At 45.9% G+C, this 14260-nt stretch carries 12 protein-coding genes, 1 other RNA gene and 1 pseudogene; 3 read left to right on the forward strand and 11 right to left on the reverse strand.

Annotation, left to right across the window (positions count from 1 at the left end):
* Nucleotides 1-70: 70 nt before the first annotated feature.
* From typA to PWYN_RS25820, 3 genes are all read right to left on the reverse strand, one after another.
* Nucleotides 71-1912: a translational GTPase TypA gene (gene typA / locus PWYN_RS25810; protein WP_036657922.1), complete on the reverse strand. Its 1842-nt coding sequence runs from the start codon at nt 1910-1912 to the stop codon at nt 71-73.
* A 187-nt stretch (nt 1913-2099) separates the two neighbouring features.
* Nucleotides 2100-2612, reverse strand: coding sequence for a hypothetical protein (locus tag PWYN_RS25815; RefSeq protein ID WP_036657924.1), 513 nt, complete (start codon nt 2610-2612; stop codon nt 2100-2102).
* 172 nt (nt 2613-2784) lie between these two features.
* Entirely contained in the window at nt 2785-3444 is a 660-nt protein-coding gene (locus PWYN_RS25820) for a TerC family protein (protein WP_036657925.1), read from the reverse strand.
* Between the two features lie 105 nt (nt 3445-3549).
* Between PWYN_RS25820 and PWYN_RS25825 the strand changes: the two are divergent.
* Nucleotides 3550-4011: pseudogene (locus tag PWYN_RS25825) on the forward strand (YjbE family putative metal transport protein); the annotation flags it as partial.
* A 55-nt stretch (nt 4012-4066) separates the two neighbouring features.
* On the opposite strand, the gene thiI reads toward PWYN_RS25825, so the two are convergent.
* The 6 genes from thiI to PWYN_RS25855 all read right to left on the reverse strand — a co-directional run bounded on the left by thiI (nt 4067) and on the right by PWYN_RS25855 (nt 8927).
* Complete coding sequence (gene thiI, locus PWYN_RS25830) at nt 4067-5356, reverse strand: tRNA uracil 4-sulfurtransferase ThiI (protein WP_420805805.1); 1290 nt, start codon at nt 5354-5356, stop codon at nt 4067-4069.
* Nucleotides 5356-6507: a cysteine desulfurase family protein gene (locus tag PWYN_RS25835; protein ID WP_036657927.1), complete on the reverse strand. Its 1152-nt coding sequence runs from the start codon at nt 6505-6507 to the stop codon at nt 5356-5358. The genes thiI and PWYN_RS25835 overlap by 1 nt, the downstream gene beginning before the upstream one ends.
* A 221-nt stretch (nt 6508-6728) precedes the next feature.
* Nucleotides 6729-7478: a lytic transglycosylase domain-containing protein gene (locus PWYN_RS25840; protein ID WP_036657930.1), complete on the reverse strand. Its 750-nt coding sequence runs from the start codon at nt 7476-7478 to the stop codon at nt 6729-6731.
* 161 nt (nt 7479-7639) lie between these two features.
* Complete coding sequence (locus PWYN_RS25845) at nt 7640-8032, reverse strand: hypothetical protein (RefSeq protein ID WP_036657931.1); 393 nt, start codon at nt 8030-8032, stop codon at nt 7640-7642.
* Nucleotides 8033-8042: 10 nt separating this feature from the next.
* Nucleotides 8043-8270 (reverse strand): DUF1540 domain-containing protein, encoded by a 228-nt coding sequence (locus tag PWYN_RS25850; RefSeq protein ID WP_036657934.1) that lies wholly within the window; start codon nt 8268-8270, stop codon nt 8043-8045.
* A gap of 159 nt (nt 8271-8429) precedes the next feature.
* Nucleotides 8430-8927 (reverse strand): YpuI family protein, encoded by a 498-nt coding sequence (locus PWYN_RS25855; protein WP_036657936.1) that lies wholly within the window; start codon nt 8925-8927, stop codon nt 8430-8432.
* A gap of 166 nt (nt 8928-9093) precedes the next feature.
* Between PWYN_RS25855 and PWYN_RS25860 the strand changes: the two genes are divergently transcribed.
* Nucleotides 9094-10980, forward strand: coding sequence for a S8 family peptidase (locus tag PWYN_RS25860; RefSeq protein ID WP_036657938.1), 1887 nt, complete (start codon nt 9094-9096; stop codon nt 10978-10980).
* Here PWYN_RS25860 and pdxR read toward each other — a convergent pair whose 3' ends face one another.
* Nucleotides 10981-12417, reverse strand: coding sequence for a MocR-like pyridoxine biosynthesis transcription factor PdxR (pdxR, locus tag PWYN_RS25865; RefSeq protein ID WP_036657940.1), 1437 nt, complete (start codon nt 12415-12417; stop codon nt 10981-10983).
* A gap of 91 nt (nt 12418-12508) precedes the next feature.
* Here pdxR and PWYN_RS25870 point away from each other — a divergent pair, with 91 nt between their 5' ends.
* Entirely contained in the window at nt 12509-13732 is a 1224-nt protein-coding gene (locus PWYN_RS25870; protein ID WP_036657942.1) for an aminotransferase-like domain-containing protein, read from the forward strand.
* Between the two features lie 50 nt (nt 13733-13782).
* Here the strand turns inward: PWYN_RS25870 and rnpB are convergent.
* Nucleotides 13783-14201: RNase P RNA component class A (gene rnpB / locus PWYN_RS28450), an RNA gene on the reverse strand.
* Between the last annotated feature and the right edge of the window lie 59 nt (nt 14202-14260).

Genomic DNA, 14260 nt, shown 5'->3' on the forward strand with positions numbered 1-14260 from the left:
TCGGATGGTATTGGTATTATCAAAAAATCAGCCGCCGGAATGATTCCGGCGGCTGATTGTAGTTATAATATTATGAGTTGGCTTGTGCAGTTTTACGTTGTTTTTCCACACGTTCGCGTTCGCTCTTGTTCAAAATCTTTTTGCGCAGACGAACGGATTTAGGTGTGATTTCACAGTACTCATCGTCATTCAAATATTCCAACGCTTGTTCCAGAGAGAACATACGTGGCGTCTTCATTTTTACAGTCTCGTCCTTTGTAGCAGAACGCACGTTAGTAAGCTGCTTTTCTCTACAAATGTTAACGATGATGTCGTTATCACGGGTATGTTCACCCACGATCATACCTTCGTAGATATCTGTTCCTGGCTCCAGGAAGAGAATACCACGATCTTCAACACCCATCATTCCATAATGAGTTGTAGTTCCAGTCTCACTGGATACGAGAACGCCTTGATGACGTCCGCCTACTTGACCGCCAATCAATGGTGCATAGCTGTCAAAGGCATGGTTCATAACGCCGTAACCGCGTGTCAGTGTCAGGAAGTGTGTATTATAACCGATCAAACCGCGTGCTGGAATCAGGAATTCCAGACGAACTTGGCCCGTACCTGTGTTTACCATGTTAACCATTTCAGCTTTGCGGCTTCCAAGGCTTTCCATAACAGATCCCATGCTCTCGTCAGGAACGTCGATCATCAGACGCTCGAGTGGCTCCATTCTGGCTCCATCGATTTCTTTAACGATAACTTCAGGCTTGGATACTTGCATTTCATATCCTTCACGACGCATATTCTCGATCAGAATACCAAGGTGAAGCTCACCGCGTCCTGATACAATAAATGCATCCGGGCTGTCGGTTTCGTCTACACGCAAGCTGACATCAGTCTCAAGCTCTTTGAAAAGACGCTCACGCAATTTACGCGAAGTTACCCATTTACCTTCTTTACCAGCGAAAGGACTGTTATTGACAAGGAACGTCATTTGCATGGTTGGCTCGTCAATTTTCAGAACTGGCAATGCTTCAGGATGCTGTGGATCAGCAATGGTCTCACCAATGTTGATATCTTTAATACCTGCAATGGCAACGATATCACCTGCTCCTGCTTCTTCCGTTTCCACACGCTTCAATCCTTGGAAGCCAAACAGTTTCTCAATACGGGCGGTCTTGCTCTTTCCGTCGCGCATAATAACCGTTACAGATTGACCTTGCTTGATCACACCGCGGTTAACACGTCCAATAGCGATACGACCCAAATATTCATTGTAATCCATCAGTGTAACGAGGAACTGAAGTGGTTCTTCGACCTTTTCAGTAGGAGCCGGGATATGCTCAGTAATGGTCTCATACAGCGCAAGCATGGTTTCCTCCTGCTTGTCAGGATCCATACTTGATGTACCATTGATGGCAGATGCGTATACAACCGGGAATTCCAACTGATCATCACTAGCTTCAAGCTCGATGAACAAATCTAGAACCTCATCAATAACTTCCTTCGGACGAGCAGCCGGACGGTCAATCTTGTTCACGACAACGATAGGTGTAAGATGCTGTTCAAGGGCTTTACGCAGAACGAACTTCGTTTGCGGCATGCAACCTTCATAAGCGTCAACAACCAATAGTACACCGTCAACCATTTTCATAATACGTTCTACTTCGCCACCAAAGTCAGCATGGCCTGGGGTATCAACAATGTTAATCAAGAACTCTTTATAGGTAATGGCTGTATTTTTAGCTAGGATGGTAATACCACGCTCGCGCTCCAAATCGTTGGAGTCCATAGCGCGTTCCTGCATAGTTTCGTGATCTCGGAAAATCCCCGATTGTTGCAGAAGCTGATCGACTAGTGTCGTTTTGCCGTGGTCAACGTGGGCAATGATCGCAATATTGCGAATATCTTTTCTTGAATGCATGATTTGTATCCAAATCCTCTCATTTATCAAATTAAAAATGTTAAAATTTATAACATGTTTAGGCAATCTCACAAAAGAAGCGCCTGGCGGAAAGCCGACGCTTCAACATATCCTTAATATTATAGTGAAAGCACCATGAAAAGCAAGTCTTTTTATGAAAAAAACAGTTAAAATTCTTATTTTATTTTTACCAGCCTCTGTTCGATTTCTTCCGATTTCGTGATTTGCCTACTCCGGTAATAAGCCAAACCCCTGCAGCAATCAGAATGGCACCCAACAGATACAGCGCTCCCGTTCCAAGCAAGCTGAAAATAAGAAGCACTAGACTAAGCAATCCTAGAATGATCGCAGTACCGGATAGACCGCCTATTCTTGAGGAGGTGTGCAGCGAATATTCATACAAGCCCACCGCAAATCCCAGCAGCAGTATAGGCCATAAATATTTCATTAATCCCCATCCCCAAGTATTGCAGAGACCAAAAAGCAAACCGTATACCGTCAAAATCCCGGCAGGTATGAGTACTCCCGCTGAGGCGCGGCGGCTGAAAAATAACATATGCAGGAACAGACCCGGGAGCAAAAATAAAAGTGGCCATAGGTTGCGTCCTAAGAAACCAAAAACTCCCAGCTTTCCGAATAATATTACGATGCCAGCGGCGGCGATGAACAATCCGATCTTCATATCGTTTTTAGATGACATCTCACACCCATCCCTTCAAAATTCAACTTTTAGTGTGACAGGATTCTCTTTATATTTTATCTGAATTTCTGTCAAAACACCATCATTCTCTAATGCTGCCCGTACACATGTGAAAAAGGTGCCCCAGAGCCATTTTCATTGGCTATTGGGACACCTGGATTATTAAAGCTCCTTATTTTGCTGATCGACTGCGTTGTTTGATGCCTCCTGTAATAACGACGGCTACTCCAAGTATAATTGGGAGTATGGTATGGATTGTGGGAAGTAAAAAGGATATTATTGCACCAAACTTCGCATCCTGCAGCAGCATTTCTCCTGAAGTAAATGCCAGGATATATGCTCCTATGAATACGAGAACCGGAAAACGTTGCAGCCAATTAACAATAAGGCCGCTGCCCCAGACCACAATAGGAATACTTAAGGCAATTCCGATCACTATCAGAGACAAGTTCCCTTTAGCTAACCCCGCAATCGCCAGAACATTATCTAAGCTCATGATAAAATCTGCAAGCAATATGGTACGAATTGCCCTCCAGATCGTTCCACCCTCATCCACACGGAGATCTTCTTCCTCTTCCAGCAACAGTTTAAAGGATATCCATAATAACAGTAAACCTCCACCTGCTTGTATGTAAGGAATTTGAAGCAGCAATACTGCAGCAAAAGTAAGCACGCAGCGAAGGATAACTGCTCCCGCTGCTCCCCACCATACCGCAGTCTTACGATGCTTCTCCGGAAGGTTTTTACTGGCAAGAGCGATTACCATAGCGTTATCGCCGCTTAGGACTAGATTTACCATCAATATTTCAGCAAGCAGCCACACTGAATCCATTATCCATAACCTCCCCGAACTACATGTACTAACATGTATGTCCGAAAGAGGACAACTATGCTTCCTGTCCACTTTTTTAGTAAGGGAAGCATGTCAGCGCCTTTTTTAGCGTATACAAAACTATGCCTTTTCTTTGTCGGGATCCCCTTTCTACTGCTTCTAGGCGGCTTGCTACTCATAGTAATTGCTTATAAACTGCTCACTGATAATAGTAGTCATAATGATATCCGAGGAACCTTGTGGACAGCAGTACGAACAATTATTGTAGCTGATGCTGCCATGGGACTTGATAATGTGATTGCGGTTGCTGGAGCAGCCAAGCACTACATTTCTCTGGTTGAATTAGGGCTTATGATCAGCGTACCTATCGTTGTATGGGGCAGCACCCTATTCATCAAGCTGATTAACAAATATCCATGGATTATTTATATTGGATCGGCTGTATTAGGCTATACGGCCTCCAGTATGATTGCTGAAGAATCGGGATAAAAATCCTTTTTCCGGGTACATCCGGTTCTACACTATCTTTTTATCGGAATGGTAATCGCTGGAATTCTTGCTCCGGGCATTGGAAGCGGCGGAAGGGACAACAGAACACAACAAATAGCGGAACCACTCCATGCTAGAACCACTCTTCCTTCATTCTCTCTTCCGATCCGGCTTCTGATTCCGGACGTTCATTTCCATAAGGTGTGATTTCGAGCGTTTCTGTTAAGGCCACAGCTGCTGATAAGAGGGAAGAATAATTAGGTAGCGTTGCTTCAATCTTATCTATTATCCGCAGATTGGGATTTGTTGAGGGTGACTTTGGTACAAATAATGTACAGCAATCCTCATATGGCAGAATGGATAAATCATAGGTCTCAATCTTTTTGGACAGCTCAACGATGTCACTTTTGTCCATCATGACCAATGGGCGCAAGAGAGGCAGAAGTGTGGCTCGCCCGATCACATTCATGCTTGGTAGTGTCTGACTTGCTACCTGTCCTAGACTCTCTCCCGTAACAAGTGCAAGAGCTCCTTCTTTCTCCGCCAAGGAGGTCGCAATTCGTAGCATCGCCCGGCGCATAAGCGTTATGATAAGGTTGTCTTGTCCAATACCTGTAAAAGATGTCTGTACCTCGGTAAAAGGCACCAAATGCAGCTTGATAACCCCTGCGTACCGGGACAGAACCCGCGTTAGATCGATGACCTTTTGACGGGCAAGCTCGCTTGTATAAGGATAACTGTAGAAATGGATGCACTCTACTTCCAATCCGCGACGCATGGAGGACCAGCCGGCTACAGGACTGTCAATCCCTCCTGACAGCAGCAGCATCGCCTTGCCGTTGGTTCCGAGCGGAAACCCGCCTACAGCCGATATATTTTCGCAAAAAATATAAGTTTGTGCTTGCCGAATCTCTACCCTGAGCTCCAACTGCGGAGTGTTCATATCAACGATAAGTCCGGGGTACCCCTGCAGCAGCGGAGTAGAAACCAGCTTATTCATTTCCAAAGAACCGTGCGGAAAGTCTTTCCACACCCGGCGTGCATTCACTTTAAAGGTTGTGCCCGGTGCCGGTGCAATAACTTTTAGAAACCTTGCACTGACCTCTAAGATATTTTCTAGCTCTGACTTCGCTACCTTAACCGGGCTTATGGATGCGATCCCAAATACATTTATTAACGCTCCAAGCAATTCCTTAGCTGGCTCCCCATTCAGTTCTACATATATCCGTCCGAAATCCTTGGTCAATTGGACCTTGGGATACGGAATAAGCATTTCTTTCACATGCCGCAGTATTCTCTTCTCAAAGCGGGCACGGTTTTTACCCTTTAACATAAATTCTCCGAAGCGCAAAAGCAGCAAATCTGCATCATCGGCACTATTTCCTGCAGCTGCAAAAGCAGCGGATTCCATCGGTTTCATCATTACTTCCTGCCTCCTTCAGCTGGCTTTAAATCTTTGACTGCCTTCAATATGGCCTGTTCCAGAGCCTCAACATCCTTTAGAGTATGGGCGTCTCCGAAGCTAATCCTTATGCCACCTTCGGCCGTTGCTGCATCTTTACCCATTGCTAATAACACCCGGCTCGGCTCTGAGTGTTTGGATGAGCAAGCGGAACGGGTCGAGACAACCATACCTAACTCCTCCAGCTTACGCGCCATGACCTCCCCCTTCATTCCCGGATAAGAGAAATGAACAATATGCGGAGCCCCATAGTCGCCGCTGTTTACGGTTAACTCCGGAACAGTATTAATAAACTGCAGCAATCTATTTCTTAAAGGTAATATACGAGCAACAACGTCTTTTCTCCGCTCATTTGTCATCCGCAGTGCTTTAGCAGAAGCCACAATAGCCGCTACGTTCTCGGTACCCGCCCGAACTCCGCCCTCATGAGATCCTCCACTTAATAACGGAAACAGTGTAATACCTTGTCTTACATATAGTATGCCCACACCGCGAGGGCCGCGGATTTTATGAGGTGACAAGCTGTACAAATCAGCGCCCCACTCCCGAAGTGAGGTCTCGAAGGTTCCAAAACCCTGTACACCGTCTATGTGAAATAGAGTCCGGGGATTGATTTCTTTGATGATACGACCTATTGCTTGCAGCGGTTGAACGGTACCGACTTCGTTATTAACATGCATAACGCTAACCAGAACTGTATCTCGGCGAATGGCCGCAGCAAGTAGTAACGGATCTATAGTTCCAGTATGATCTGGTTGAATAAAGGTGATCTCCCAGCCCATTTTTTGAAGTTGCAGACAGCTTTCATACACCGAGGGATGTTCAAGATTCGTAGTTATAATATGGCGACCACGCCCGGCATATTGCAGGGCAGCACCTTTGATAGCTAGGTTATTGCTCTCCGTTGCTCCGGAGGTGAAAAAGATCTCGTCAGGCCGCACAGAAAGAACCCCAGCGCATACCTCACGGGCTCGGCTAATTAATTTGCCAGCCTCTGTTCCCGCACGATGAAGGGAGGATGGATTGGCATAATGCAGCTTCATAATTTGTTCCATCGTCTCCATGACCTCATCATAAGGCGGTGCAGCAGCGGCATAATCCCAATAAAGCATATTTGAATATCTCCTTTGCTTACAGCAGTACTTGGTCTAAGACCCAAGAAAAAACGGTTTTGCCGACCCAATGGGAGCCTATGCTTCCGAAGCAGCGATACTCCGTATCGCTTTTAGGTATCCGTTTCTTATACTTTCTTATATTTTCAAAAAGGACCAAACAGGTTCTCTTAAGCCATTAAATAAGGCCCTAGAGTATTTATCCCGTTTGATCCTTTATATTATACAGCGTATTTATCACGAGCGCGTTCAATTTTAGAGATATAGGATTGCGTTTCTTTAGGAAGCCTGCTCAACTGCGCCATCAGCTCTTCGTCATTGCTTACACCGAGTTTGGATACACGTCCCGGGCCCGCATTATATGCCGCCAGCGCCATTTTCTCCTGCCCGTCAAAGCGTTTGAGCTGATAGGATAAATACCGTACACCGCCGTCAATGCTTTGGGCAGGATCAAACGGGTCAGATACTCCCAACCCATTGGCGGTTCCATCCATTAGCTGCATCAGTCCTTTGGCTCCTGCGGAAGATACCACATTAGGATTAAAGGATGACTCTGTATCAATTACAGCCTTAATCAAGTCAACGGGTATACCGTACTTGCTGCTCGCCGCTTGAATGAGGTCTTCATAATCTGTAGGCTTAGTCTCACCTGTTCCAGAAGGTCCTGTCCAAATTTCAGTGCTTTCTGATATTTCCCCGGAAATGTTGCCGCTTATCCTCTCACCTTGGGCAGGAAGCTGCTGCCACAACAGGCCACCCTTATAAGTGACTCCTGGGGGTAATCCAACCGAATTGGGTCCTTGATCTTCCGCGGAGTGTTCTGATATTTCCTGCAGCATATTCGCAAATCGCGAAGTATTTGCACCTGAACTTTCCTTGGAATTTACGGTTCCACCCTTACCCGTAACTCCTTTAAGGTTGGTCCACTTTAACGAACCAAGCCCGCCGGCCACAGCCGAATTCATTTCCATGCTGGCTAATTCCTTCTTCCCTTGTAGAATTATATATAGAGGACTTTTTTTATATTTCAATGTGTCTTTATATTACATTTTATTTCCTATGATTACTATAACATCCCACAAAAAAACAGACTTCAGACCCTCATATTTAGGTCTTGAAGCCTGTTTCGATGTTAACGCGCGAAGGGAATCATTACAAAATAACTGAGTGCAGCAACGATTCCAAGACCCATCGCCCAAGCCCCGGTTGTTTTTTGTCCGCGTCCATAGGCGAAATATCCAATTACTGCAGCAATCGGACCTAAGATAACTGACCACATGAACAAGGAAGCAATCCCGAAGGCTAGCCCAACATATCCCATTGTTTTTCCGCCAACCATGGTTTCCGCTTGATCACTGATTTCTCGGGCAATATTCGGTACCCGATTTGGAAGCGGGCTGATTTCCTCCGCATACTCTTCTTCAAGCTTAGGATCTCTACGCGGATAATCGACTCTTCGAGGCTTTAAAATGATCCTCTTCGGCTCCGAAGGTTCATTTGTACCTTGAGTATTCTCTGTATCCATTGGCTGCCTCCTAAGACTTTGGCTTAAAGGTCAAACAACAGGTAGCTGAAGAACTTACCGCCGTATCATGGTGCTTATTCCCTAGAGTCATCTCTTCTGCGAATTCTTCCTTGTAGCTGCTTCCTACATGCTTGTCGATCTCGATAATGATTTCATTCGCTTTGCAAATATTGCTTGCTCCCCAATAGTTACAATTGCTTACACTGCAGTTAACATGTGTTTTTGCAGTATTCGACATAGAATATCACCTCGAGTTCATTATACCCACCGTAATTCGGCTTTATCCGATGAGAAAATTCCAGTTCATGACACCGATTAGTAACAAAACAAGGACTGGTTCCCTTCATTTATTACGAAGGGACCAATCCTTTTTTAGATTATATATTTATGGGTTAGATTACACCTGATTCTGCATACGGCGCTCGGTCAAATAATCACTTTCGTAATAAGTGAGATCATCACGAAGTTCCTCGTACACTTTTGTGATTTCCATGATAATATCGCGTGCCTGGCGAACCGGCTTCTTGCGGAAACGAATGGCATCTTGTCCTGTATAAGCATAACGTCCATCTTCAGAATAGCTCTCATTCTTCGGGTAGAAGAAATTATTAACACCATAATGGTAAACGTTATAAAGCGCTTTTTGCGCAAAGGATTCATCGAATGTAGCGCGGCGCAGAGCAACTCCCAATTTCTCGTAAGACATCTCGGAGAAAACGAGCAAATGGCGAAGGTCAGACAGGAAACCTTGGTAGAAATGAAGCATTTCCTCATCCTGATCTGTTCCTAACTGCGGCAACGCATTTTGATTTAGGAAGAATTCCATTTTCTCAATAGCGTATTTCAATTTTTCTCTGGTCGTTTCACACAATTTTTGCACATTGGATGCTGACATGGCGGTTGCTCCCCCTTATTTGTTCCTTGCTTTAGTGTTGTGGTTGTTTTTTATGTTCTGATATTATCATAAATAACTGGACGACGGTATCCTTTTCTATAATGCATAAAATTAGCGTTCCCTTCTAAACCTACAGATAAGACAGTGTCATGAAGGAGCGGAAAATATGTCTCGAAAAAATATAATGCTTGCCGGCTTAGTTACTGCGGCATTTACCGCTGCTATTTTGATTTTCGCCTGGAGGCCTGCTACTCATGAGATTGCGGAAGCCCCGGGCCAGCCTCAACCTCAGGTAGAAAAAACTATGAAAAAAAATGCTTTGACTCAGGATGTAGAAATGACGGATCGATTAAACAAAGTCGATGTAAGCAGACATTTACGAACCCTTATCTCCAAAAGTCATGATTCATCAACATCAGATGTAGCAGTGTATGCCAGAAAGCTGCAACAGGAGCACGGGTATATATCCATGCTGATGTGGATTGATTTCCGCACCAACAAGACTATGACCTTCAAATCCTCTCTGCCCAAAGGAAGTGAGCTGGAACAGAAGCAGCTTCAAAAACATTTGAAGAGTGCTAAAGCTGCTGTGAAGGGTCATCAATCGTATGAATCACCTACGTTTATTATCGGATCTGAGAAATATTATTTCATAGCTCAACGTGACCAGAAGGGGACAACCGCTGTGATTGCGTTGATAAATCAGAAAGTATTAGGGCGGGTAACCGACCACCAACTGAAAAATCTACGCTTGATCCCTTACCCGAAGGAAGGTAAATATCATGTCGAATCCGTTCATGCGGATACGCTACGTGATATGACCGTCAAGACGGGTCACGATAACGAGAATGCAAGTCATTATTATGAGAATGAAATCGTTGTCCGATTCCCCAATGGACATCTGACAGAAGCACAGTTAAAGGACATTTCAAGGGATATTCATTGCAAAATGCCGCGGAAACTAGGATATGCCTATATTTTTCGTTCATCTGACATGAATTATACCCAGCTTAAGCCTTACTTCACCAATAATTGGCACCCCCTGTATTCAGAGCCTCACTATATGTATTTAACCAATGATAAGGTAAACGAAAATACAGGTGGGAATCTCCCGCCCAATGATTTACTGTTTTCCACGTATCAGTGGAATCTTCCGGCGATTGAGACAGAATTGGGATGGCAGTTATCGAAGGGAAGCAATGATGTAATTGTGGCAGTGGTAGATACTGGAGTTCAAGCCAACCATCCTGATCTGGAGGGAAAGCTGCTTGCCGGCTATAATGCAATCACAAATGAGTCATCACCTGACGACGATGTTGGGCATGGAACTCATGTAGCAGGCATAATAGGAGCCTTAATAAATAATTCCGAAGGTGTGGCGGGGATTAGTTGGTATAACAAAATACTTCCGGTTAAAGCACTCGACAGCACGGGTGCGGGAACCACATATTCCGTAGCGGAAGGCATCATCTGGGCGGCTGATAACGGTGCTAAAGTGATTAACCTAAGTTTGGGAAATTATGCCGATTCCCAATTTCTACATGATGCCATTAGATATGCATATGACCGGGATATCGTAATTGTCTCCGCTGCCGGAAATGATAATACGGAGCGTCCCGGGTACCCGGCAGCATATCCTGAGGTACTGGCAGTAGCTGCCACCAATGCCTCTGCGAAAAAAGCATCGTTCTCCAACTTCGGAGATTATATTGACGTGACAGCACCCGGGGAAAGCATCGCCAGTACGTACCCCGATAGCCAATATGCGGCGTTATCCGGAACTTCTATGGCGAGTCCCCATGTCGCCGCATTGGCCGGTCTAGTCCGATCTCTGAACCCTGACTTATCGAATACGGAGGTTATGAAGCTGATGACGGATCAGGCTATTGACCTTGGGACTCCAGGCCAGGACAAGTATTACGGCTGGGGACAAGTGGATATTTTCAAAACCCTTCAAGCCGCCGGCGGCGAGGATGTCCCTTTGCAGATGTGGCCCCAGAGGGTCCGACAGCAGTTGGACCATTTAATACAGCGGATTAAACACAATCCTTAATTAACCTTTTTTAAGATAATCGGAAAGCAAGGTAAAGAACAAAATCAAACCCTGCTCCATATCCGCCTCTGACAATTGAGCGTAACATAGCCGGATATGCCTGGACTTAGTCTCCCCAGAGTAACAAACATCGCCTGGTAAGAAGGATATGCTCTTCCTTTTAGCCAAAGCGTGCAATTCCGTTATATCTGTAGTCGCCGGCAGCTCTAGCCAAAGGCTCAGTCCCCCCGCCGGAAGAACCCAGCTGACATTGGACGGTGCATACTGTTTGAGCAACTTAGAAGCCTTCTCCATGCGGTTATGCAAGGCAACACGCAGATTCTCCGCATAAGCGTTATATTTCTTGGCGATGAAAGGCAGCACTGCACGTTGTGTAAGCAAGGGGCTACCAAGGTCACTGGCAGATTTGGCAGCAATCAGGCGGGAAAGGATATTGCCCTCGGCAGCGACGCAGGCAATTCTACAGCCGGGAGCCAGTACTTTACTGAAGCTTTTCATATATACAACATGTCCCTCAACATCCATGGACTTAATGGGGGGCGGCGGAGGCATATGGAAATAGAGATCACTGAACGGGTCATCCTCCACAATTAGACAGCGGTAGCTGCGAGCCAACTCCAGCAGCCGCTGTCTTCTTGCTGTGCTCATGGTAACACCGCTTGGATTCTGAAAAGTAGGGCAAGTATAAATGAGCTTCGGGGGTCTTTGATCACATAGCTTCGTTAGGATATCGACCCTCATCCCTTCACTGTCCATAGGTACAAATATCATCTCCGCTCCCCGTCCGGCAAAGACATCAATAGCACCTGTATAGCTTGGAGCCTCCATATAAACCGTATCACCAGGACCTACAAAGGTGCGGGCTACCAGATCTATCCCTTGCTGTGACCCGCTTGTTATCATTAGATTAGCGCTCGGCAGTATGATTCCACGCTCCTGCAAATGAGCCTTCATGGTTTCCCGCAATTCATGATCTCCTTGAAAATTCCCGTAAGTTGCCATCAACTCCGGCTGTTCCAACACTAAAGAAGCCATTTGAGCCCCGATGGGCTTCAATGGCAGCATTTCTGCATGGATAGCTGCCAGATGAAAGGGATATTTCACCTCTGAATAATCAAAATTCCGCCAAAGCTGCGCCCTTGGTAAATAATCATCATATTGCTGAGGCCAATAGGCCTCTTCATGCCCCTTTTTCTGATCTGCATCCGATACAAAGCAGCCTAATCCGTGCTCGCAGTGAATGAGTGCCTGTCTTTCCAGCTCAGCATAGGCCTTGCTAACCGTGACTTGACTCACCTTTAGCGCAACAGCCAGCTTACGCACAGAAGGCAAACGAGCTCCGCGTTCCAGCAAACCTGAAGATATACGAGATCCTAAAGCTTCGCTGATCTGCGTTGGAAGTGACTTTCTTCCATCTCGATTCAGTTCAATGTACATAGATTCTCCCCCTAACTGTTATATCGGGCACTTTACTGTTATACTGCTCTGCCGCTATGATACCATCAATCGAAAGGTGGAATGCAATTTTATGAACATCAATTATTCAATGGCGGCTAAGCATTTAGGCTCTTCGGCGGTACGGGATATTCTGAAGCTGACTCAAGGCAAAGATATTATTTCACTTGCAGGCGGTCTTCCCAGTGAGGACCACTTCCCACTGAAAGCCATTCAGGAGGCTTACTCCCAAGTGCTTTCCTCTAATTCCTCCGTACTTCAGTATGGATTAACCGAAGGCTACGCCCCATTGCGAGATAAAATTGCTGCAAGACTCACTTCACAAGGCATCCCCACATCATCATCAGAGATAGTGTTAACTACAGGATCCCAGCAAGCTATAGATCTTCTATGTAAAATAATACTCGACCCGGGTGATACCGTACTCGTAGAAGCTCCAACGTACCTTGCTGCACTTCAAGTACTAGGCTCTTACCGTGCGGATATTCAATCACTCGAAAGCGACGTAGACGGGATACTTCCCGATGATCTGGAGGACAAATTGCGCCGATACCGCCCTAAGCTGTTGTACGTTGTGCCTACCTTCAGCAATCCTACTGGGGCAACATGGAGTCAAGAGCGGAGAATAAAAGTAGTGGAACTTTGCCGACGTTACGGTGTCCTTATTCTCGAAGACAATCCTTACGGCGAAATCTCTTTTCAGTCCGATAAAGACTCTTGCCCATCCACGCTTGCAGCCATCGACCGGAGCTACTCTGGAGATTATTGTGTAGCTTATACAGGTACTTTTTCAAAAATTGTTGCTCCGGCCCTTCGAACCGGTTGGATCGTTGGTGGTAGCCAGCTGATCAAGACTTTGGCTAAAGCCAAACAAGCCGCTGATCTACACTCCAGCACCATTGATCAACGAGCATTGGATCAGCTGCTCCTACATTTTGATTTAGAGCAGCACATCTCTATAATCTCCCGCGAATATCATTCGAGAATGAATACATTGTCTTCTGAGATCACTTCCCGTAAGTGGGAAGGCTCTTTCTTTCGTGAACCTAAGGGCGGAATGTTTCTGTGGTTAACGCTCGCTGAGCATGTTAACTCTACCGAACTGCTTAAATTGGCTATTCCCAAAGGAGTTGCCTTTGTTCCAGGAGAAGTATTCTATTCCTCCCAGCCACATAAGAATACGATGCGCCTGAATTTCACTCATACAGCTCCAGATGTAATCCCTCTTGCAATAGAACGTCTGGAGAGTGCCTTAGTGGAGTTCAACAACAACAAAAAGACGACGTCACTGGTATAACCAGTGACGTCGTCGTTAAATTATAAAATGTAAGGATGTAATGTTGCAGTTAGGAAAGTTTGTCGTAAGCCGGGTTCTGTGCTCGTCGTGGTTCAAACGGGAACTACCCTCCCACCATAAGCGACAATCATCTATCTAGGCCGTACATTACTGCACAGCTCCAGCGACCAACCTAGACGCGCCTCAGGCGAAGGCTGCCTCTTCCTGTGAAGGATCAGCGGCGTCTCATTAGGTCTTGCTCCAGATGGGGTTTACCAGGAACGAAGTCACCAGCGTTCCTCGGGGTCTCTTACACCTCGGTTCCATCCTTGCCTGTGCCGCTCCCTAAAGAGCGGCCATCGGCGGTCCATTTCTGTGGCACTTTCCTTCGGCTCGCGCCGACTGGATGTTATCCAGCACCCTGCCTTTTGGAGCCCGGACTTTCCTCCCGTGGCGTTCTCACACCACCGGCGATTGTCTGTCAAACTTTCCGATCAACATTGTATATTATACAGACATTATACTGTTGAAACAAGTGTAAATGGTTGG

It is taken from the genome of Paenibacillus wynnii (assembly GCF_000757885.1).
GTDB classification, from domain to species: domain Bacteria; phylum Bacillota; class Bacilli; order Paenibacillales; family Paenibacillaceae; genus Paenibacillus_AQ; species Paenibacillus_AQ wynnii.

Coding starts and splice junctions, on each gene's coding strand:
- typA (WP_036657922.1), bottom strand. CDS start 1,912: ATGCATTCAAGAAAAGATATTCGCAATATTGCGATCATTGCCCACGTT.
- PWYN_RS25815 (WP_036657924.1), bottom strand. CDS start 2,612: ATGTCATCTAAAAACGATATGAAGATCGGATTGTTCATCGCCGCCGCT.
- PWYN_RS25820 (WP_036657925.1), bottom strand. CDS start 3,444: ATGGATTCAGTGTGGCTGCTTGCTGAAATATTGATGGTAAATCTAGTC.
- thiI (WP_420805805.1), bottom strand. CDS start 5,356: ATGATGAAACCGATGGAATCCGCTGCTTTTGCAGCTGCAGGAAATAGT.
- PWYN_RS25835 (WP_036657927.1), bottom strand. CDS start 6,507: ATGCTTTATTGGGATTATGCCGCTGCTGCACCGCCTTATGATGAGGTC.
- PWYN_RS25840 (WP_036657930.1), bottom strand. CDS start 7,478: ATGGAAATGAATTCGGCTGTGGCCGGCGGGCTTGGTTCGTTAAAGTGG.
- PWYN_RS25845 (WP_036657931.1), bottom strand. CDS start 8,032: ATGGATACAGAGAATACTCAAGGTACAAATGAACCTTCGGAGCCGAAG.
- PWYN_RS25850 (WP_036657934.1), bottom strand. CDS start 8,270: ATGTCGAATACTGCAAAAACACATGTTAACTGCAGTGTAAGCAATTGT.
- PWYN_RS25855 (WP_036657936.1), bottom strand. CDS start 8,927: ATGTCAGCATCCAATGTGCAAAAATTGTGTGAAACGACCAGAGAAAAA.
- PWYN_RS25860 (WP_036657938.1), top strand. CDS start 9,094: ATGTCTCGAAAAAATATAATGCTTGCCGGCTTAGTTACTGCGGCATTT.
- pdxR (WP_036657940.1), bottom strand. CDS start 12,417: ATGTACATTGAACTGAATCGAGATGGAAGAAAGTCACTTCCAACGCAG.
- PWYN_RS25870 (WP_036657942.1), top strand. CDS start 12,509: ATGAACATCAATTATTCAATGGCGGCTAAGCATTTAGGCTCTTCGGCG.